This window comes from Bradyrhizobium sp. BR2003 (assembly GCF_009720285.1).
GTDB classification, from domain to species: domain Bacteria; phylum Pseudomonadota; class Alphaproteobacteria; order Rhizobiales; family Xanthobacteraceae; genus Bradyrhizobium; species Bradyrhizobium elkanii.
In genome coordinates, this window is the sequence record NZ_SMYJ01000024.1 from 173508 (window position 1) to 190455 (window position 16948).

General features: G+C 64.1%; 21 protein-coding genes. 9 read left to right on the forward strand and 12 right to left on the reverse strand.

Annotation, left to right across the window (positions count from 1 at the left end):
• Window positions 1-128 precede the first annotated feature (128 nt).
• The gene (locus tag E2I15_RS17010) at window positions 129-1334 is read left to right on the forward strand and encodes a glycosyltransferase family 87 protein (RefSeq protein ID WP_137480112.1); all 1206 of its coding nucleotides are present in this window, start codon (window positions 129-131) and stop codon (window positions 1332-1334) included.
• A gap of 40 nt (window positions 1335-1374) precedes the next feature.
• On the opposite strand, the gene E2I15_RS17015 is transcribed toward E2I15_RS17010, so the two are convergent.
• The 4 genes from E2I15_RS17015 to fliL are packed head-to-tail and all read right to left on the reverse strand — an operon-like array spanning window position 1375 to window position 4357.
• Window positions 1375-2181, reverse strand: a complete 807-nt coding sequence (locus E2I15_RS17015; RefSeq protein ID WP_137480113.1) for a MotE family protein — start codon at window positions 2179-2181, stop codon at window positions 1375-1377.
• Complete coding sequence (locus tag E2I15_RS17020; protein ID WP_137480114.1) at window positions 2178-2651, reverse strand: DUF6468 domain-containing protein; 474 nt, start codon at window positions 2649-2651, stop codon at window positions 2178-2180. Before E2I15_RS17020 ends, E2I15_RS17015 begins: the two co-directional genes overlap by 4 nt.
• Window positions 2648-3850, reverse strand: coding sequence for a flagellar motor switch protein FliM (gene fliM, locus E2I15_RS17025; protein ID WP_137480115.1), 1203 nt, complete (start codon window positions 3848-3850; stop codon window positions 2648-2650). Before fliM ends, E2I15_RS17020 begins: the two co-directional genes overlap by 4 nt.
• An 18-nt stretch (window positions 3851-3868) precedes the next feature.
• Window positions 3869-4357: a flagellar basal body-associated protein FliL gene (gene fliL, locus E2I15_RS17030; protein WP_137480116.1), complete on the reverse strand. Its 489-nt coding sequence runs from the start codon at window positions 4355-4357 to the stop codon at window positions 3869-3871.
• Window positions 4358-4739: 382 nt separating this feature from the next.
• On the opposite strand from fliL, the gene flgF reads away from it, so the two are divergent.
• The 7 genes from flgF to E2I15_RS17065 all read left to right on the forward strand — a co-directional run bounded on the left by flgF (window position 4740) and on the right by E2I15_RS17065 (window position 9889).
• Window positions 4740-5504, forward strand: coding sequence for a flagellar basal-body rod protein FlgF (flgF, locus tag E2I15_RS17035; RefSeq protein WP_016846737.1), 765 nt, complete (start codon window positions 4740-4742; stop codon window positions 5502-5504).
• Between the two features lie 16 nt (window positions 5505-5520).
• Window positions 5521-6309, forward strand: a complete 789-nt coding sequence (gene flgG, locus E2I15_RS17040; protein ID WP_026193007.1) for a flagellar basal-body rod protein FlgG — start codon at window positions 5521-5523, stop codon at window positions 6307-6309.
• Between the two features lie 2 nt (window positions 6310-6311).
• Window positions 6312-7367, forward strand: a complete 1056-nt coding sequence (gene flgA, locus E2I15_RS17045) for a flagellar basal body P-ring formation chaperone FlgA (RefSeq protein WP_137480117.1) — start codon at window positions 6312-6314, stop codon at window positions 7365-7367.
• Between the two features lie 5 nt (window positions 7368-7372).
• A complete protein-coding gene (gene flgH / locus E2I15_RS17050; protein WP_137480118.1) occupies window positions 7373-8125 on the forward strand; it encodes a flagellar basal body L-ring protein FlgH in 753 nt (250 codons plus the stop codon).
• A 429-nt stretch (window positions 8126-8554) separates the two neighbouring features.
• Entirely contained in the window at window positions 8555-8989 is a 435-nt protein-coding gene (locus E2I15_RS17055) for a hypothetical protein (RefSeq protein ID WP_246668191.1), read from the forward strand.
• A 96-nt stretch (window positions 8990-9085) separates the two neighbouring features.
• Window positions 9086-9379: an antibiotic biosynthesis monooxygenase gene (locus E2I15_RS17060; protein ID WP_137480120.1), complete on the forward strand. Its 294-nt coding sequence runs from the start codon at window positions 9086-9088 to the stop codon at window positions 9377-9379.
• A gap of 189 nt (window positions 9380-9568) precedes the next feature.
• Entirely contained in the window at window positions 9569-9889 is a 321-nt protein-coding gene (locus E2I15_RS17065; protein WP_137480121.1) for a hypothetical protein, read from the forward strand.
• Between the two features lie 77 nt (window positions 9890-9966).
• Here E2I15_RS17065 and E2I15_RS17070 read toward each other — a convergent pair whose 3' ends face one another.
• The 6 genes from E2I15_RS17070 to E2I15_RS17095 form a co-directional block, all read right to left on the reverse strand.
• A complete protein-coding gene (locus tag E2I15_RS17070; RefSeq protein ID WP_170991615.1) occupies window positions 9967-10881 on the reverse strand; it encodes a phosphatase PAP2 family protein in 915 nt (304 codons plus the stop codon).
• Window positions 10882-11199: 318 nt separating this feature from the next.
• Entirely contained in the window at window positions 11200-11703 is a 504-nt protein-coding gene (locus E2I15_RS17075; RefSeq protein WP_137480123.1) for a GNAT family N-acetyltransferase, read from the reverse strand.
• A 34-nt stretch (window positions 11704-11737) separates the two neighbouring features.
• Window positions 11738-12166, reverse strand: coding sequence for a DUF1801 domain-containing protein (locus E2I15_RS17080; RefSeq protein WP_137480124.1), 429 nt, complete (start codon window positions 12164-12166; stop codon window positions 11738-11740).
• A 59-nt stretch (window positions 12167-12225) separates the two neighbouring features.
• Entirely contained in the window at window positions 12226-12459 is a 234-nt protein-coding gene (locus E2I15_RS17085; protein ID WP_137480125.1) for a hypothetical protein, read from the reverse strand.
• A gap of 44 nt (window positions 12460-12503) precedes the next feature.
• Entirely contained in the window at window positions 12504-12935 is a 432-nt protein-coding gene (locus tag E2I15_RS17090; RefSeq protein WP_137480126.1) for an SRPBCC family protein, read from the reverse strand.
• Window positions 12932-13255 (reverse strand): ArsR/SmtB family transcription factor, encoded by a 324-nt coding sequence (locus E2I15_RS17095; RefSeq protein WP_016846748.1) that lies wholly within the window; start codon window positions 13253-13255, stop codon window positions 12932-12934. Before E2I15_RS17095 ends, E2I15_RS17090 begins: the two co-directional genes overlap by 4 nt.
• A gap of 736 nt (window positions 13256-13991) precedes the next feature.
• On the opposite strand from E2I15_RS17095, the gene E2I15_RS17100 reads away from it, so the two are divergent.
• Window positions 13992-14744 carry a carbonic anhydrase gene (locus tag E2I15_RS17100; protein ID WP_137480127.1) on the forward strand — a complete coding sequence of 251 codons (753 nt, stop codon included), beginning with the start codon at window positions 13992-13994 and terminating at the stop codon, window positions 14742-14744.
• A 187-nt stretch (window positions 14745-14931) separates the two neighbouring features.
• On the opposite strand, the gene E2I15_RS17105 is transcribed toward E2I15_RS17100, so the two are convergent.
• Together E2I15_RS17105 and E2I15_RS17110 are read right to left on the reverse strand one after the other, a co-directional pair.
• Window positions 14932-15717 (reverse strand): 2-keto-4-pentenoate hydratase, encoded by a 786-nt coding sequence (locus E2I15_RS17105; protein ID WP_137480128.1) that lies wholly within the window; start codon window positions 15715-15717, stop codon window positions 14932-14934.
• 108 nt (window positions 15718-15825) lie between these two features.
• On the reverse strand, window positions 15826-16854 hold the full coding sequence (locus E2I15_RS17110) for an SDR family oxidoreductase (RefSeq protein ID WP_137480129.1): 1029 nt from the start codon (window positions 16852-16854) through the stop codon (window positions 15826-15828).
• Between the last annotated feature and the right edge of the window lie 94 nt (window positions 16855-16948).

The following is a 16948-nucleotide window of genomic DNA, read 5'->3' on the forward strand; positions in this document are numbered from 1 at the left end:
ACTCCTGGCGATTAACCCAACGCCGCATCGAGATCGGCCACTCGCTTGCGCCACCGCCAGTTGCGGTATACAACCGCTTACATTTCAAGCAATTCTTAGTTTCTGGCAGTTTCATGAACGGATTTGGAATGGCGCGCGCCCGTGTGGAGCGCAGCGGATACGACCGTGCATTGGCCATTGCCTGCCTCATCGTGTTGGGCTTCACCCTGTACTGCGTGGTGCCGAAGGTCGTTGACGGTACCGGCGCGACCGGGCTCGACTTTTCATGCTTTTGGAGCGCGGGGCAGATGGCTCTCGATGGCCAGGCCGCGACCGCCTACGATTGGCCGCGGTTGCGGCAAGCGATCCTTCACATACATCCCAGCTTGAACCACGCTCCGTTCCCCGTTTACGAGGTGCCGATACCATTTTTCTACCCGCCGTTTTTTTTCTTTGCGGCGGCACTGCTGGCACTGCTGCCGTTTCCGACCGCGTTCTGGATCTGGAGCACCACAAAGCTGCTGTGCTGGGGGCTCGTTGTTTTCGCCATCCGGCCGCGCTTCGCCGTACTGCTGCTGGCATTCGCCGTGCCGGCCGTCCTGTACGATTTCATTGTCGGCCAGAGCTCCCTGCTCGCGGCATCGCTGCTCGGCGCCATTCTGCTGACGCTCGACAGGCGTCCGATCGTCAGCGGCTTCCTGATCGCGCTGCTGATCTTCAAGCCGCAATATGGCGTCCTGCTTCCCCTCATTCTGATCGCTACTGGACGCTGGACCGTCTTCATCACCGCCAGTTTGGTGATACCGGTGCTCATGCTGCTCACCGGGCTTACCTTCGGCTGGGACACTTTTGAGGGGTTCCGTGGGGCGGCCATCTTCGCGACGACGCAGTTCCATCTCACCGGCACGCTGGCTTGGTACAAACTGCAGAGCGTCTATGGCGTGCTTCGGTTTGCCGGTTTTGGCTATGGATCGGCCATGGCATTGCACGTCGCGGTCGCCGCGGCAGCCGCGACGTGGATGCTGATCATATGGCGCCGCAACGTCAGCTTCGCCGTCAAGGCCGCGAGCCTGCTGGTCGCGACATTGCTCGTCTCTCCCTACTTGGCGATCTACGATACGGCGCTCCTGGCTCTCGCGCTCATCTTTCTCATGAACGCGCCCATGGCCGAACATGGCTCGCTTCTCTCGAACCGCTCCGAACTCCGGATCGGGTTCGGCGTGCTTGTCCTGGCGGGGTTTACCTACCCGGTCGCACTCGTGCCCGTCGGTCCGTTCATGTGCGCGACCCTGATCGCGATGATCTGGATGAGATGCAGGCAACCCGGTGTTAAGTCGGATCTGGCTTACGGCTGAGGAGGCCACCGCCAATCGGCGGACTTTCAGACAGCTCCCATCAATTCGTCTTCGGCGTGAGCATCTTGCCTTCGATCTTGGGAAGGTCGTCGGTCGAGGCCGACTTGTCGCCGCCGGCACGGCGGGCGAGTTCGACCGTGAGCCGTTCGGCGGCTTCCGGCTGCATCAGGCCGAGGATGTCGGACATCTTGCGCGGCTGGATCTGCGAAGCGATCTGGTAGAGCACGTTCATTTCCAGACGATCGAACACTTTTGCGGCGTCCTTCGGCTTCATGTTCTCGTACATGGTGACGATGCCCTTGAAACGCGCGGCCTCGGCTTCCGCTTTTGCCGCGGCATCGGCATTCGCCCTGGCATCATTGGCCTTGGCCTCCTCGACCTTGGCCTCGATGCGCTTCTCCGCTGCCTTCAACAGGCTTTCGCGGATCTCGACCTCGCGCGCGCGCGTCTCGAGCTCCTGGCGGCGCGACTGCAACCGTTCCAGGATCGCGCGCTCCGACGCCGACACCGGCGCGGGTGCATCCAGATTGACGACAACGCCATCGGGCTTGGACGGCTCCGCGGCCGGTGCGGCCGGCTTCGGCGCCTCGTCCTTCTTGGCCTCCTTCTGCTCGACCGATCCCGTGATGTCGCCGGGATCGCCCTTGATCTTGCTGTCAACAACCGCAGCCTTGCCGGCGCCGGGGAAGTTGAAGTTCTGCTGCGCCCAAGACGGGCCGGCCGGGGGCGTATCGTCGGCAAACACGTAACCGCCATCGAGCACGAGGCCGGCGACCTTCAGCACCATCAGGCCGAAGATCGCGACCAGCACCACAGGCATCACTCTGATGTCACGAAGCAACTTCATGCAGCGAGGCCGCCGGCCCTCCTGCGCTCGGTGAAGGCTTCAGCCGCCGCGGCAACCGCGTGCGCGGCCGAAACCCTGGGCGCCGGCGCCGCTGGCGCGGCGGGCGCAACTGCCTGTGCCGGCGCATGCGCGGGCTCCGACGGCCGCGCGGCCAGCGCAATCTTGGACAGGCGGCGCACCACGTGGTCGCCCTCCGCCAGCTGGTTCTTCAGCAGCGCCGACATCTGCGTCGCCACATCGAGCTGGTTGCCGAGGTTCTCGTTGACGTCGCGCACCGCGTGCTTCAACCCGCCGATCGCCCGCTCCGCGATCTCGGTCGCGGTGATCAATTCGGCGATCGTCGCCTTCAGCGAATGCTCGTCGGCCTTCAGCCGCTGCAGGCGCTTGTTGAGCAGCCAGCAATAGCCGATCGTCAGCATCAGCAGCACGGCTACCAGACTCTCGATTGCTAGTCCAAGCACATGACTCATGGTGCCTCCATCATCTTGGTCCGCTCGTCCGCCTTCTCGAACATCGCGAAGGTGGTTTGGGGTTTACGCAAATTCTTGGTGACGCGGATCGCGACGCGGTCGCCGACCCGGCCCATGCGCCCTTCCGTCAGGGTGACGTTGCCGCAGCGCACCGAGACCAGCGCGTCGGAGCGGATATCCAGCGGCAGGGTGTCGCCGACCTTGAGCTTCATCAGCTCCTTCAGCGGGATATCGGCTTCATAGAGCACCGCGTCGACCGAGATCGCGGCCTGCGCCACTTCGGTGGCGAAATGGCCTTCCCAGATCGGGTCGCGGCCGAACTTCTCGCCCATGAACATCTGCAACAGCACGTTGCGGATCGGTTCGATGGTGGCGTAGGGCAGCAGCAATTCGACATTGCCGCCGCGATCTTCCATGTCGATGCGCAGGCGCACCAGGATCGCGGCATTGGCCGGGCGGCTGATCGCGGCAAAGCGCGGGTTGGTCTCGAGCCGGTCGATCGTGAAGGTCACCGGCGACAGCGGCCGGAACGCCTGCTCGGCATCCGACAGCACCACCTCGACCAGGCGCTTGACGAGGTTGGTCTCGATCGTGGTGTAGGGCCGGCCCTCGATGCGCAGCTGGGTCTGGCCGCGGCGGCCGCCGAGCAGCACGTCGATCATCGAATAGATCAGGCTGGAATCGACCGTGGCGAGACCGAAATTCTCCCACTCCTCCGCCTTGAACACCGAGAGCACCGCCGGCAGCGGGATCGAGTTCATGTAGTCGCCGAAGCGCACCGAGGTGATGCGGTCGAGCGAGACCTCGACATTGTCGGAGGTGAAATTGCGCAAGCTGGTCGTCATCAACCGCACCAGGCGGTCGAACACGATTTCGAGCATCGGCAGACGCTCGTAGGACACCATCGCGGAATCGATGATGGCGCGGATGCCGGAATGGTCGTCGAGGCTGACGTCGCCGACCGTGAAGCCGAGGAGATTGTCGATCTCCTCCTGCGACAGCACGCGCTCGCCATTGGTGTTCTTGCTGCCGAAGTCACGGCTGCCGTCCTCGACCATGGCGGCCCATTGCAGCGCCATGTTCTCGGTGAGCTCGTTCTTGGCGGCTTCCGCCGCGGCTGCCGCGGGATCCTCGGAATCGAGCGAGGCTTCCCACTGCGCCGCAATGGCGTCCTGGTCCATCTGGTCGTTGCCGGCCATGGCTTTACATCCACCCCGTCACTGGATCACGACTTCCTTGAACAGCACCGCGTTCACCTGGTTGGGTGCCAGCGCGAGATTGACGCGCTTGGTCAGCTCTTCCTTGAGGCGGAACAGGCCGGCCGAGCCGTTGAGGTCGCTCGGGCGCAGCTCGCGCATGTAGGTCTGGAACAGGTCGGTGACGCGCGGCAGCGCCGGCTTGATCGCCTCGATCTGCTTCTCTTCCTTGACCTCGAGCACGAGCTTCAGCTTGAGATATTGCACGCGCTCGCCGGGCGCGCCGACCAGATTGACCAGCATGTCCGGCACGTCGACGAAGCTCGGCGGCTTCGGCGGCGGCGCTTCGGCGTGCTGCTCCTCGCCGTGGCCGCGCATGAAGAAGAACCAGCCGCCGGCGCCCGCGCCGAGCACGACGAGGAAGCCGACGACGGCAATGATCAGCTTGAGCTTGCCCTTCTTCGGAGCAGCCGCGCCCTCGCCGCTCTCCGTCTTTTCCTCGTCCGCCATCGTCCGCTCGCTTCACCCTGAAGGATGCGAACGCGATTTGCCCCAGCCTTGGCCTGAAGACGCGATACAAATGCCGCCGGCGCACACGCGCCCCAATGCCGGCAACACTGGGGTCATAATGGTTAACGGAAGCTTAGGATTTACCTTCCACTAGGAAAAAACTGCCGGGCAAACATGGTCAACAAGACCTTTCTGCCGCCCCTTGCAGACTCCGACCAAACACCTAAGCCATTCAAATAAATCACTATTTCAAGTTGGCACGGCTTTCGCTGAGAGGACGGCGTGACTGGCGGGTTTGGGAGAACCCAATAGTTACCGACGGGTCCGGCGTGAAGGTTTGGGAGAACCTGCATTCGGATCGCCTCACAGGGGAGAACCACCGATGCAGAATACCCTTCTGGTCGGCCTATCGAAGCAGATGGTGCTGGAACGGCAGATGGATGTCGTCTCCAACAACATCGCGAACATGAACACCAACGGCTACAAGGCCGACCGGTCGCTGTTCCAGGAATATCTGTCCTCGAACGCGCATGAGGACAATTTCGCGTCCTCCGACCGCCGCGTCTCCTTCGTGCAGGACCGCGCGACCTTCCACGATTTCTCGCAGGGCCCGACCGAAGAGACCAAGAACCCGCTCGACGTCGCGATCGACGGCAATGCCTTCCTGGTGGTGCAGACGCCGGGTGGCGAGCGCTACACCCGCGAAGGCAGCCTGCAGATCAACAATCGCGGCCAGCTGGTCACCGCCTCGGGCTACCAGGTGCTCGGCACCGCCGGCCCGATCACCTTCCAGCAAACCGACCACGACGTCTCGATCGCCGCCGACGGCAACATCACCGTGCTCGAGGGCACCTCCCGTCTCGACTCGATCCGCGGCAAGCTGCGGCTCGTCTCGTTCGCGCAGGCCCAGCGCCTGCTGAAGGAAGGCTCCAACCTCTACGCGCCGGGCGAAGGCACGCAGGCGCTGCCGGACACCAAGGCCCAGATCCGCCAGGGCTTCATCGAGAAGTCGAACGTCAATTCCGTCGTCGAGATGAGCCGCATGATCGAGATCACGCGGACCTACACCCAAATCGCCTCGCTGCTGCAGCAGCAGAGCGACCTGCACAAATCGGCGATCGAGAAGCTCGCCGACGTGCCGAATTGATCCGGGGGCTTGACCGATGCGCGCACTCTATACAGCTGCGACCGGAATGGCGGCACAGGAACTCAGCGTTCAGGTGATCTCCAACAACATCGCGAACCTGCGCACCACCGGCTACAAGAAGCAGCGCGCCGCGTTCCAGGACCTGATCTACGATCATGTGCGCCGGGTCGGCGCGCAGGCCTCCGACCAGAACACCATCATGCCGATGGGCATCGACCTCGGCGGCGGCGTGAAGACCGTCGGCACGCCGCGCATGATGACCCAGGGCACGCTGTCGCCGACCGGCAACGATCTCGACATCGCAATCCGCGGCGAAGGTTTCTTCAAGATCCTGATGCCGGACGGCACCTTCACCTACACCCGCGACGGCTCGTTCCAGATGGACAATCAGGGCCGCATCGTCAACGCGCAGGGCAATTTGCTGCAGCCGACGATCACGATCCCGCAGAACGCATCCGGCCTCACCATCAATGCGCAGGGCCAGGTCTCGGTGACGCTGCCGGGCCAGACCGCATCGACCAACATCGGCCAGATCGGCCTGACCCGCTTCATTAACAAGGCCGGCCTGATGCCGATCGGCGACAACCTGTTCGTGGAAACGCCGGCCTCCGGCCAGCCGCAGGACGGCACCGCCAACACCGACGGCTATGGCGACATGCAGCAGAGCAGCCTCGAACAGGCCAATGTCGAGGTGGTCTCGGAAATCTCCGACCTGATCGCCGCGCAGCGCGCCTATGAGATGAACTCGAAGGTGGTCTCGGCCGCCGACCAGATGATGCAGTCGACCTCCAACCTGTTCCGCTGAGGATGATGTCGATGATCGCCCGCTCACTCCTGATCGCAACCGCGTTTCTTGCAGCCTCGATGACTTCGGCTGCCGCGCAAGGCCGCCGCGAGACCATCGCGGTGCCGACGCTGCGCGCCAGCATCACGGTCGCCGACGACATCGTGCGGGTCGGCGACCTCATCGACAATGCCGGCAGCGCCGGCAGTGTCGCGGTCTACCGCGCGCCGGACCTCGGCACCACAGGCACGCTACCGGTCGCGCAGGTGCTGAACGTGTTGCGCTCGCACCAGGTGATCGGCGTCGATACCCGCGAACTGAAGGAGATCACCGTCACCAGGCTGGCGCGCACCATCGACAGCAAGGAAATCGAGCAGCAGGTGTCGCGCGCGCTGGAAGGCCGCCACGGGCTCGGCAGGGCTGGCAACATCGCGCTGACCTTCGACCGCGATCCCGGCGACATCCGCCTCGAGGCCACCAACACCGGGGTGATGCAGCCGATCGCCGTGCGCTACGACCCGCGCTCGACGCGTTTCGACCTGACCTTCGAGATCGGCAACGACGCCGGCGCCGCGCCGTCGAAGCTGCGCTTCACCGGAACCGCGATCGAAACCATCGAGGCCGCCGTGCTGACGCGCAATGTCGAGCGCGGCGACGTGCTGAAGGCCTCCGACGTGATCGTCGAGCGCCGTCCGAAAGCCGAAATCGGCAACGACGCGGCGGTGCGCGACAGCGCCGTCGGCATGCAGGTCCGCCGCCAGCTCCGTCCCGGCCAGGCGCTGCGCGTCGCCGACCTCGCGAAGCCCGATCTGGTCACCCGCGACCAGAACGTCACGCTGATCTACCGCACCGCCGGCCTTTACCTGACGATCCGCGGCAAGGCGATGGATGGCGGCGCCGAGGGCGACACCGTCAGCGTGATGAATCTGCAGTCCAAGCGCGCCGTCTCCGGCGTCGTCACCGGCCGCGGCGAGGTCTCGATCTCGGTCGCGACCCCGCGCCCGGTGCCGACCGCCGACGCCACCGGGTCCAATTCCGCTTCCGTCAAGCTGAGTTCAGTCGCACCAAACGCCGAGTAAAGTTCATGTCCCAGTACCGCATCAACCGCCTCGTCCTGACCGGCGCGCTGTTCGCACTCGGAACGATCGCCAGCGGTTGCTCGTCGATCGACCGTCTCTCCCAGATCGGCGAGCAGCCGAAGCTGTCGTCGATCGACAATCCGACCACCCAGCCCGGCTACAAGCCGGTGCAGATGCCGATGCCGAAGCCCGAGATCGCCTCCTACAGCCCGAACTCGCTGTGGCGCAGCGGCTCCCGCGCCTTCTTCAAGGATCAGCGCGCCGCGCGCGTCGGCGACATCCTGACCATCACGGTGAACTTCACCGACAAGGCCGCGATCGCCAACGAGACCCAACGCAGCCGCACCAATTCGGAAGACTCGGGCGTCACCAACTTCCTGGGCTCGCAGACCATCACGCAGCCGAACAAGATCCTGCCCGGCCGCATCCTGACCGCCGACTCCACGGCCTCCAGCGACGGCAAGGGCTCGGTCAACCGCCAGGAAGCGTTGCAGACCAACGTCGCCGCGGTCGTCACCCAGGTGCTGCCGAACGGCAATCTCGTGGTCGAGGGCAAGCAGGAGATCCGGGTCAATTTCGAAATCCGCGAGCTGATCGTGGCCGGCATCGTGCGCCCGGAAGACATCCAGAGCGACAACACCATCGATTCCTCGAAGATCGCTCAGGCCCGCATCGCCTATGGCGGCCGCGGTCAGATCACCGACGTGCAACAGCCGCGCTACGGCCAGCAGGTTCTCGACGTGCTGCTGCCCTTCTAAGGCATGATCCGGAAAAGTGCGAAGCGGTTTTCCGAAAAGATCATGCGCAAACAAGGAGCTAAAGCGCGATGATGATTCAACCTAGTCTCGTCGCGCTTTAGCGGCATGATCCCGCAAAGTGGAAACCGGTTCTCGGAAACGGATCATGCCTGAGTAGGACTTTTTACGAGCTCCCACATCTCGTCGCGAACCTAGGCGCGGCGCGGTGTACCAACACGGCCCTCGCTAGCTCCCCTGGCGAGGGCCGTGGCTTTTTGTGACCGGTGGCGTGCGCCGGCGCGGTCGCCGCGCACCAGTCCGATACCGCTTCACGAAAGTCGCGCCATCGCCTTGTCGGTTCGTTAACCCTCGCAGCAGCGCACAGTAGAAGTCCCGGCGCTTGCAACGTAGGGAGACGACAACGCAGGGTTTTCTGTTTGTATGACGGTCATGCAAAGAGACGGAAAATATGCGGCGTGGTTCCGGACGCCGCGGGGCGAAGGCACCGGAATAGTCCAGCTCGCAAATGGCAGGATCTCGGGCGGCGACGCCATGTTCACCTATGGCGGCACCTATCAGCTCGATCAGGACCGCTTCACGGCGACGCTGACGACGCACCGCTATGCCGATGGTCCGTTCACCACCGTGTTCGGATGCGACGAGGTCGAGGCGCAGCTGACTGGCTCGTTCAACGGCAACCGGGCGGTATGCTCGGGCACGGCCAAGCAGGCCCCCGGCGTGCTGTTCGAAGCCACGCTGTTTCTGCAGCAGCAGGAGCCGGAGCCCGCCCCCGGACCAAAGACCACGACGACGCGCGCCGGCGTGGCAAGACTGCCGAAGCTCCCCGACCGGCGCACGACGCTCGTGAGCCGGCGTTTCAGCTAATCCGTCCGCAATCCCGATGGCGTCGCCACCCGGTTCGGCGTACGATCGCGCACGCGCGAAGCGCAGCCCGATCGATGCAGCCGGAAGGAGGAACGCATGTATGCCGCCATCCGTCACGCCAAGGCGAAGTCTGGTAGCGCCGAGGAACTCGCGCGCCGGATCAAGGAAGGCGCAATCCCGATCATCAGCGACGTCGAAGGCTTCATGGCCTATTACGTGGTCTATGCCGGCGACGATACGGTCACCGCGATCAGCGTCTTCAACAACCATGCCGGCGCCGAAGAGGCCAACCGCCGCGCGCTGGCCTGGATCGACGACAATCTCGGTCCATTGCTGGTCGGCCAGGCCACCGCAGTCGCCGGTCCCGTGATCGTGCACACCGTGGCCTGAAGGCCGCAACCGCGGTGGCGGGTCCGGTGATCGCGCACACCACGCCCGGCAAACTTGGCCCGGCAGAAGCTGCCCGCGGCGCGTCGTGCGCGCCTGGCGGCGCCGCGATCCCCTTGAAATCACGGCTGCAACGGATGGCACGCCATTTGCTCCACGATTGCAGCATTGCAACGGGGACTGCGCGCGCAGATGACGTCGATTTCGGCCCTTGGATCGGTCACCGCCAGCATGACGACTGGCACATTGAAGAAGCCGCTGACCGCCGACGCCACCGGCGGCAGCTCGCTCGGCGACACCGTCGAGCAGAGGTTTCTCAAATACGCGCAGATGAGCCCGATGGACCGGATGCGCGCGAATATCCTCAAAAGCATGGGCATGTCGGAAGAAGACCTCAAGACCATGACGCCGGATCAGCGCGCCGCGGTCGAGCAGAAGATCAAGGAGCTGATCGAGCAGGCGTTCCGGAAAAACGCCGGCAAGGCCGGCCAGGCGGTCGACATCTCGGCCTAGCCCGGCTGAACGCAAGCCATCGGCGGTGGCATCGCCGAGGTGATCGCCTGATCGGATAACGCCATTTGAGCACGCGACTAGGCGGACGCGGCCTCCGGCACCGGCATTCCGCGCATGGTGGCGTACGATCTGCCGAGCATCGCCTCGACCGCCATCGCGGCCAGCCACAGCAGTGCACCACAGGACAGATCGATGACATAATGCCCGCCGATCGGAACGGTCGCGATCAGCACAAGCGCATTCCAGATCAACGTGATTGCGAACAGCCATCGCGTCCCTGTCGTCGCACAGATCGTCATCAGGACGAGGCAGGTGTGAAACGACGGGAATGTCACCACGCCTTGCAGATTTTCGAATGACACGTTCGGAAACGGCGCATTGCGAAAATACTCGAACTTTGCGAGATGATAGATTCCTGCGCCGTCCGGAAGTTGCTCAAGCACCTCTATGGGATGATGGAAATAGGCAAAAGCTCCCCTGGCGGGCCAGAACACCGAAAACGTCGCAGCGACCACCGCGGTCAGGCTGAACACAAATACCAGCTGCCAGAGTTTGTCGAAGCGTCCCATCATGGCCAGGAACGGAAGCAGTGCGGCAAGCTGGAGCAGCCAGCTGTCGTAAGCCACGAATAGCAGATGGGACAGCGAGGGATGATCCGCAAACCACCGGATCATGGACGGCAAGTCGACCCCGACGGCACGATCGGCGTTGCCGAGAACGTCATCGATCAAGGGGAACTTGTATCGCAAGCCGACTAGGCTGATGACCGCAGCCGCGATGATCGACCAGCAAGTCGCTGCGACAGCTCCACCGAGATGAGAGAGTGTCGGCGCGGTGCGCCATCTGCCATAGACGACATGGACGATGATGAGGAACGCCATCATGCCGGAAAACAGCGCCAGATCTCTGGCGTCGATCGCGACGCGAAATCGCCAAAGCAGGAAGCCGGTGAAACCGCTCGCCGAGACGGCAACCAGCCATGAGCCGAGCATGCTCCATTTGTAGGGGTGGGCTCCCCGAAGTGTCTCTGCTGAAGCTTTCGCCTCTGGAGAGACCTTTCGCGCGGCAAGGATGTCCGCCGACGACGCGATCCGTGACGGACCAACCACCTGACTGAGCATTCCGACTGCCATTCCAGCGGGCGCTTCGACACGAGACCCGCTCATTCCACAGCCACAGGTTTAGCAGCCACTCGTTAAGTTGCGTGGGTACACCGCTACAACCGGAAGGCTTTCATGTCCAATGGTGAACGGTTTATTTCGTTCTATTTCTGAAAGGGGGAGTTTGGCTTCCGATGCGCGAAGGCCCGGCTACTGACGGAGATCCGGCCGGTCGTTCAGGACAATAAAGACCTTGCCGTCGAAGTCGTATCGCGCGACCTCGCGCATGCCGAGCCGCAGATGCGCCCTGAGCGAGCGCGGGTTGTCTTCCCTGATGAACAGGATTGCCTCGCGGCCGGGGAACGTCGCCCGAAGCTTCGCGTACAACGCCTCTAATACGCCAAGGCCGCGCGCGTCCCGCGACACGCATACCGGACCATAAACATAGGCATCTGCCCGCCCCGGCCAGGCGTTCAGCATGGCCCGCACCGGCGGCGTCTCGCCATATCCCTTCTCCGACGTCAGGAGCGCGCCGAGTAACCTGCCCTCATTGTCGGTCGCGACGACGATCGGCTGCCCGTTTGCAATGCGCGTCTCGATCACCTCGCGCGGCCATTGCCCGAGCAGCATGCCGCCACGGTCGCCGCCGTTGGCCGTCAGCAGCGCGGAGATGGAGTCCGCATCCGGCGATGTGGCGAGTCTGGTCTTGATCATCTCGGATGGATCGCGAGCACCATGGCGGCGCAGCTCACGCCTTCTTCGCGGTCGCGCGGGTACCGCCGGCCTTCTTCGCCGGCTTCCTCGCGGATTTCCTGGATTTGGCCCGGTTGAGCTCGATCGCGGCACGAATGAGCGTCTTCAGCGCCGGGACGTTGATCTTGTCGCCCTCGAACAGATCGATCGCGCGCCGCGCATTGCCCTCGAAGCCGGTGTTGAACAGTTTGTCGGGGTCCGGCAGCTGCGCGCCATACATGAAGGTCAGCTTGACCTTGCCCTTGTGGGCGTTGCCGACCGCAATGATGCCGTCGCGCGACCACACCGGGCTGCCCATCCACTTCCACTCCTCGATGATCTCAGGATCGGCGGCGAGGATGCTCTTGCGCAGGCTGGCGAGCGTCTTGCCGCGCCAGTCGGTGAGATCCTCGATCATCCGGTCGATACGTTCCGATGCCGTCATTGCTGTCTCTTGCGCCTCATCCGCCCCAAATCGTCACGTCAAGTCGTCACGTCATGCAATCACACTTGGGACGCGGACGTCGATCCCCCATGCCGACGCCGCGGCGACAGATAGGGCAATGCGAACAGATAAAGGCCGCTGAGCAGCATGAAGATCAGCGGGAACAGCGCCAGCAGGCCGATCCAGACCGCCTGCTGCTGCAGGACCATCGCGACGATGTTGATGATGACGGCGACCGTGAAGGCGATCGAGAGCCAGCGGTGCAATTGCCGGATCCAGTTGTTCCAGTCCAATGTGACCTCCTGTTGGATGAATGTTGCGAGTTCGCGAGCGCGCCTCACTCCGGCCGCGCCATCAGCTGATCGAGATTCTCGAGGAACTGCTTCCATCCGGCATGGGCGCCGCCATACGCCTGCTTCTGATGCGGCTGGAAGCCGGACTGCTCGACGCGCAGATGGGTGCCGGTGGCTGTCGGCGTCAGCGTGAAGACCACGACGCTTTCGAGATTGTAGGCGGCGTCTGCATGCGCGAAATTCCAAGTGTAGGACAACGTCCTGTGCGGCTCCACGGTGAGCACCTTGCAGTCCAGCACGCCGCCCCACTCGCCGCGCAGGTTGAAGCTGTGCCCGACCTCGGGCTTGAAATCGTTCTTCATCAGCCACTCCTCCATCAGATGCGGTTGGGTCAGCGCGCGCCAGAGCTTTTCCGGTGGATGAGCGAATTCACGCTCGACGATCGCGGAGCGCGTTTTAGCGGTGGTCTTGTTCATTGGTCCATCCTTTTGAGGAGATCTTCGAGGTGGTCGAACCGGTTCTGCCAGAAGCCCGCCATCTGGCTGGTCCAGTCGATCAGCGGCGCCAGCGCGCCGAGTTGCGCGCTGTAATGGGTCTGCCTGCCTTCATGGCGGTCTCGCACCAGCCCGGCCTGCTTCAGCACACCGAGATGCTTCGACACCGCCGGCTGCGAAATCCTGGCGCGGGCCGTCAGGGCGCCGACGGTCTGCTCGCCCTCGCGGCACAGGCGCTCGAAGATGGCCCGGCGGGTCGGGTCTGCAAGGGTTCGAAACAGGATGTCGTGAGCGTCTGGCATTTGCGATCAATAACCCGCTGGTTATGAATTAACGTATAACCAGCCAGCTATGAATGAGTCAACCAGAAATTTCGGCCGTTCGGCTGCGGTCGCGCGACCTGGGTTTTCCGGTTCAATCGCACAACGAGACCGCCCGGGCCTTTCATAACCCGCAGGTTATCCGGTTGAGCCGATCGGCCCGTCGGGCCGTAGCCCATCGCGCAGGGAAAGCCGGGTTGTTTCCGGTTACACCAGTGGTTCTACCCCCGTGATTTCTACCTTTTGCACGGGGCCCATGGGTGCGATCAGCACCCGACTTTCCCTGCGCCCTCTGAAGAGAGAGCGGAAGGAAGAGCACACACTCAATGTCATCCTGGCGAAAAGCCAGGACCCATTACCCCAAATCTCAATTGTTGCGCGACGCTGGGGCCACGATCCCGTTCATGATCAAATGCGGTGGTTATAGGTCCTGGGCTTTCGCCAGGACGACGATCGTGCGTGTCCGCACTGTTATCGCCCGGCTCGCACCGGCGTCTCTGGAATACTGGATCACCCGCTTTCGCATGCGCGGGTGATGACACCGCGCTGTTTGACATCTTGAATTGGGACTCATCCTCATCGTCGACCCTGCTTGCGCAACAGCGAACGTGGTGGCTCCGAGCGTGCGAAACCACATCGTTGCGGTGGCACAGCGCATGATCTACAACCTTTGCACGGACGCGATTGCTATTCTCGGATAATTTTACGGAGATTTTTGATGTGCCAGCTTTGCGAAATCACAGCTCCCACCCAGACCTCCCGGCGCCGCTTCCTCGCTGCCGCGGCCTGCACCGCCGCCAGCCTCGCCCTCGGGCCGCCGGTTTCCGCCAAGGAAACCAAATCGCCGCCGAAGCCGCAGAATGTGCTGGCGCCGGACGCGGCGCTGGACCGGCTGGTGAAGGGCAATCTCCGCTATGTCGAAGGCGTCTCGCGGCGGCATGATTTCAAGCACGAGCGCGAGGCGCTGGCCGGCGGACAGAATCCGTTCGCCGGCATCCTGAGTTGCGCGGACTCCCGCATCGCACCGGAATACGCGTTCGACACCGGCCGCGGCGATCTGTTCGTCTGCCGCGTCGCCGGCAATTTCGCCAGCGACGAGACCATCGCGAGCCTCGAATATGCATTGTCCGTGCTCAACGTGCCGCTGTTCATGGTGCTCGGCCACGACAGTTGCGGCGCGGTCGACGCCGCCATCAAGTCGCTGAAGGACAACACCACCCTCCCCGGCCATCTACCCTCGCTGGTCAATGCGATCGCACCGGCGGTGAAGGCGACCGAGGGCAAGGGAGGCGACCGCCTCGCCAACGCGATCAGGCAGAACGTCATCGACAACGTCGCGAAGCTGAAATCGGCGACGCCGATCCTCAGCGCCGCAGTCGATCAGGGCAAGCTCAAGGTGGTCGGCGCGGTCTATCGGCTGACCGACGGCAAGGTCGAACTGGTCACGGACACCAAACGCCCGGCGACTTGAAGGTCAGGTGAACGTCGCTACTCTCGGTGTCGTCCCTGCGCAAGCAGGGACCCATACCCCGCGGCGGCGGTTGTGAGCCGCGCTCGTCGCTCCGGCGACGCGCAACAATCAGCATTCGTGGTTATGGGTCCCTGCTTTCGCAGGGACGACGTCTCTTATGTGGAGGCAAGCTCGCCCAAACGTCGCCTCACGTAAAGGTCGCTTCCACTTTGCCGAGACCGTCGAGCTCCATGACGACCGTGTCGCCCGCCTTCAACCACACCGTCTTGACTAGGCTGCCGGTCAGCACGATCTGGCCGGCGTGCAGGCCACGGCCTTCAGTGGCGAGATGATTGGCGAGCCAGGCGAGCGCGTTGTGGGGATGCCCGAGCACGTCGGCGCCGGTGCCGCGGCCTTCTTCCTTGCCGTTGACGATCGCGCGTCCCGCGACCGCGCGCAGATCGGGCACGTTGATGCGCGGCACCGCCTCGCCGAGCACGCAGCCGGCGGCGAAGAAGTCGTCGGCAATCAGCGTCGGCGCGCCCAGCGTCTCCCATTTGACGTAGCGGTCGTCGACGATCTCGATCGCGGGATAGTAGGCATCGATCGCTTCCGCGACCCATTCGGCGGTAAACGGCGCCTCGCTGGGAGCGAGATCGCGGGCGAGCCGCACCGCGATCTCGCACTCGACGCCGACATGGACGAACTCTGCCGCCGGCAGCTGCACGCCGCTGTCATGCACGACCTTCTCGAACACACCACCACCGCATGGGTGCGGGATGTTGATATATTCCTGCATCACCGCGCTGGTGCAGCCGATCTTGTAGCCGACGAGGCTGCCCAGGTGTGGCTGCATCAGAGCGTGCAGCGCGTACTGCACCTGATAGCCTTCGGCCTCGTCGCGCGGCACGACGTCCTTCGGTAGCGCCTTGAGCGGCGCCCGGCTGCGACGCGCGCTGGCGATCGCCTTTGCGGCCGCGAGGACCCGATCCATCTGCGCAGCCTCCCTGGTGTTCTCGGCGGCGCGGTGGCGCCTCCGTCTGCTCGCTGCAATTCAGCACTCGCCGACGCGTCTGGCAAGCACGCTGGACGGGAGCTGCCGTCAGGCCTTGACGAGGCCGAGCCGGATCAGGCTCTCCGCGGTCGCGACGATCATCTCCTCATTGCCGCGCGGGCGCCAGCCCAGCAGGTGCTGCGCCTTGGCGCTGGTCGAGCGGCGCACCTTGCCGAGCAGCGGCAGCGCGGCACGGGCCACCGGGTTGCGCCGAGCGGCAAGCCGCATCATCCAGTCCGGCGCCTGGAACCGCGGCACGCGCCGCGCCTTGCTGCCGAGTCTGGCGCGCAACACCCGCGCGACCCCGAGGACCGACATGGTCTCGCCGGCGACCGCCAGGAAGCGCTCACCGCTCGCCTTGGGCGACAGCATGGCGCGCAGATGCAGGTCGGCGACATCGCGCACGTCGACGAGGCCGAAATGGATCCGCGGCACCGCCGGCATCGCGCCGTCGAGCAGCGCCTTGATGATGCCGATCGACTCGGAGAAATCGGCACCGAGCGCCGGGCCGAACACCGCGGTGGGGTTGACCACGGCAAGCTCGAGGCCATTGCCTTCGCGCGCGACGAAATCCCAGGCGGCGCGCTCGGCCAGCGTCTTGGATTTCGGATAGGCCTGCACGCCGGGACCATCGAGATTGGACCACACCGTCTCGTTGAACGGCGCCGCTTGCGGCGGATGGCCGTAACCGATTGCGGCGAACGACGACGTCACGACGACGCGCTTGACGCCGGCGTCGCGCGCGGCGCGCAACACCCGCAGCGTGCCTTCCCGCGCCGGGACGATCAGCTCATTCTCGTCCTCGGGCACATAGGCGCCGAGCGGCGATGCGACATGCAGCACGTAGTCGCACCCGGTGGCCGCCTCGCGCCAACCGTCGTCGCGCAGCAGATCGGCGGTGACGAAGCCGACCTGGTCGGGCGCCGGCGCACCGCCCTCGCGCAGCATCGCGATCACGTCGTTGCGGCGCCCCGGATTGCGCACCGTCGTTCGCACCGCTTGCCCGTCGGCAAGCAGCTGCAGAATGGTATGCACGCCGATGAAACCCGATCCGCCCGTGACCAAAACCGTGCTCATGTCCCTGCCCTCTTCATGGTTCGGCGGATGGGCCCAACATTGCACTGCCCGCCCTGCACAGGGCGCATCTGGTCACCTATCTGACCCTGGACAA

Bases quoted from the DNA above. Each gene is read 5' to 3' on its own strand.
- E2I15_RS17010 (WP_137480112.1), top strand. From the start codon at position 129: ATGGCGCGCGCCCGTGTGGAGCGCAGCGGATACGACCGTGCATTGGCC.
- E2I15_RS17015 (WP_137480113.1), bottom strand. From the start codon at position 2,181: ATGAAGTTGCTTCGTGACATCAGAGTGATGCCTGTGGTGCTGGTCGCG.
- E2I15_RS17020 (WP_137480114.1), bottom strand. From the start codon at position 2,651: ATGAGTCATGTGCTTGGACTAGCAATCGAGAGTCTGGTAGCCGTGCTG.
- fliM (WP_137480115.1), bottom strand. From the start codon at position 3,850: ATGGCCGGCAACGACCAGATGGACCAGGACGCCATTGCGGCGCAGTGG.
- fliL (WP_137480116.1), bottom strand. From the start codon at position 4,357: ATGGCGGACGAGGAAAAGACGGAGAGCGGCGAGGGCGCGGCTGCTCCG.
- flgF (WP_016846737.1), top strand. From the start codon at position 4,740: ATGCAGAATACCCTTCTGGTCGGCCTATCGAAGCAGATGGTGCTGGAA.
- flgG (WP_026193007.1), top strand. From the start codon at position 5,521: ATGCGCGCACTCTATACAGCTGCGACCGGAATGGCGGCACAGGAACTC.
- flgA (WP_137480117.1), top strand. From the start codon at position 6,312: ATGATGTCGATGATCGCCCGCTCACTCCTGATCGCAACCGCGTTTCTT.
- flgH (WP_137480118.1), top strand. From the start codon at position 7,373: ATGTCCCAGTACCGCATCAACCGCCTCGTCCTGACCGGCGCGCTGTTC.
- E2I15_RS17055 (WP_246668191.1), top strand. From the start codon at position 8,555: ATGCAAAGAGACGGAAAATATGCGGCGTGGTTCCGGACGCCGCGGGGC.
- E2I15_RS17060 (WP_137480120.1), top strand. From the start codon at position 9,086: ATGTATGCCGCCATCCGTCACGCCAAGGCGAAGTCTGGTAGCGCCGAG.
- E2I15_RS17065 (WP_137480121.1), top strand. From the start codon at position 9,569: ATGACGTCGATTTCGGCCCTTGGATCGGTCACCGCCAGCATGACGACT.
- E2I15_RS17070 (WP_170991615.1), bottom strand. From the start codon at position 10,881: ATGCTCGGCTCATGGCTGGTTGCCGTCTCGGCGAGCGGTTTCACCGGC.
- E2I15_RS17075 (WP_137480123.1), bottom strand. From the start codon at position 11,703: ATGATCAAGACCAGACTCGCCACATCGCCGGATGCGGACTCCATCTCC.
- E2I15_RS17080 (WP_137480124.1), bottom strand. From the start codon at position 12,166: ATGACGGCATCGGAACGTATCGACCGGATGATCGAGGATCTCACCGAC.
- E2I15_RS17090 (WP_137480126.1), bottom strand. From the start codon at position 12,935: ATGAACAAGACCACCGCTAAAACGCGCTCCGCGATCGTCGAGCGTGAA.
- E2I15_RS17095 (WP_016846748.1), bottom strand. From the start codon at position 13,255: ATGCCAGACGCTCACGACATCCTGTTTCGAACCCTTGCAGACCCGACC.
- E2I15_RS17100 (WP_137480127.1), top strand. From the start codon at position 13,992: ATGTGCCAGCTTTGCGAAATCACAGCTCCCACCCAGACCTCCCGGCGC.
- E2I15_RS17105 (WP_137480128.1), bottom strand. From the start codon at position 15,717: ATGGATCGGGTCCTCGCGGCCGCAAAGGCGATCGCCAGCGCGCGTCGC.
- E2I15_RS17110 (WP_137480129.1), bottom strand. From the start codon at position 16,854: ATGAGCACGGTTTTGGTCACGGGCGGATCGGGTTTCATCGGCGTGCAT.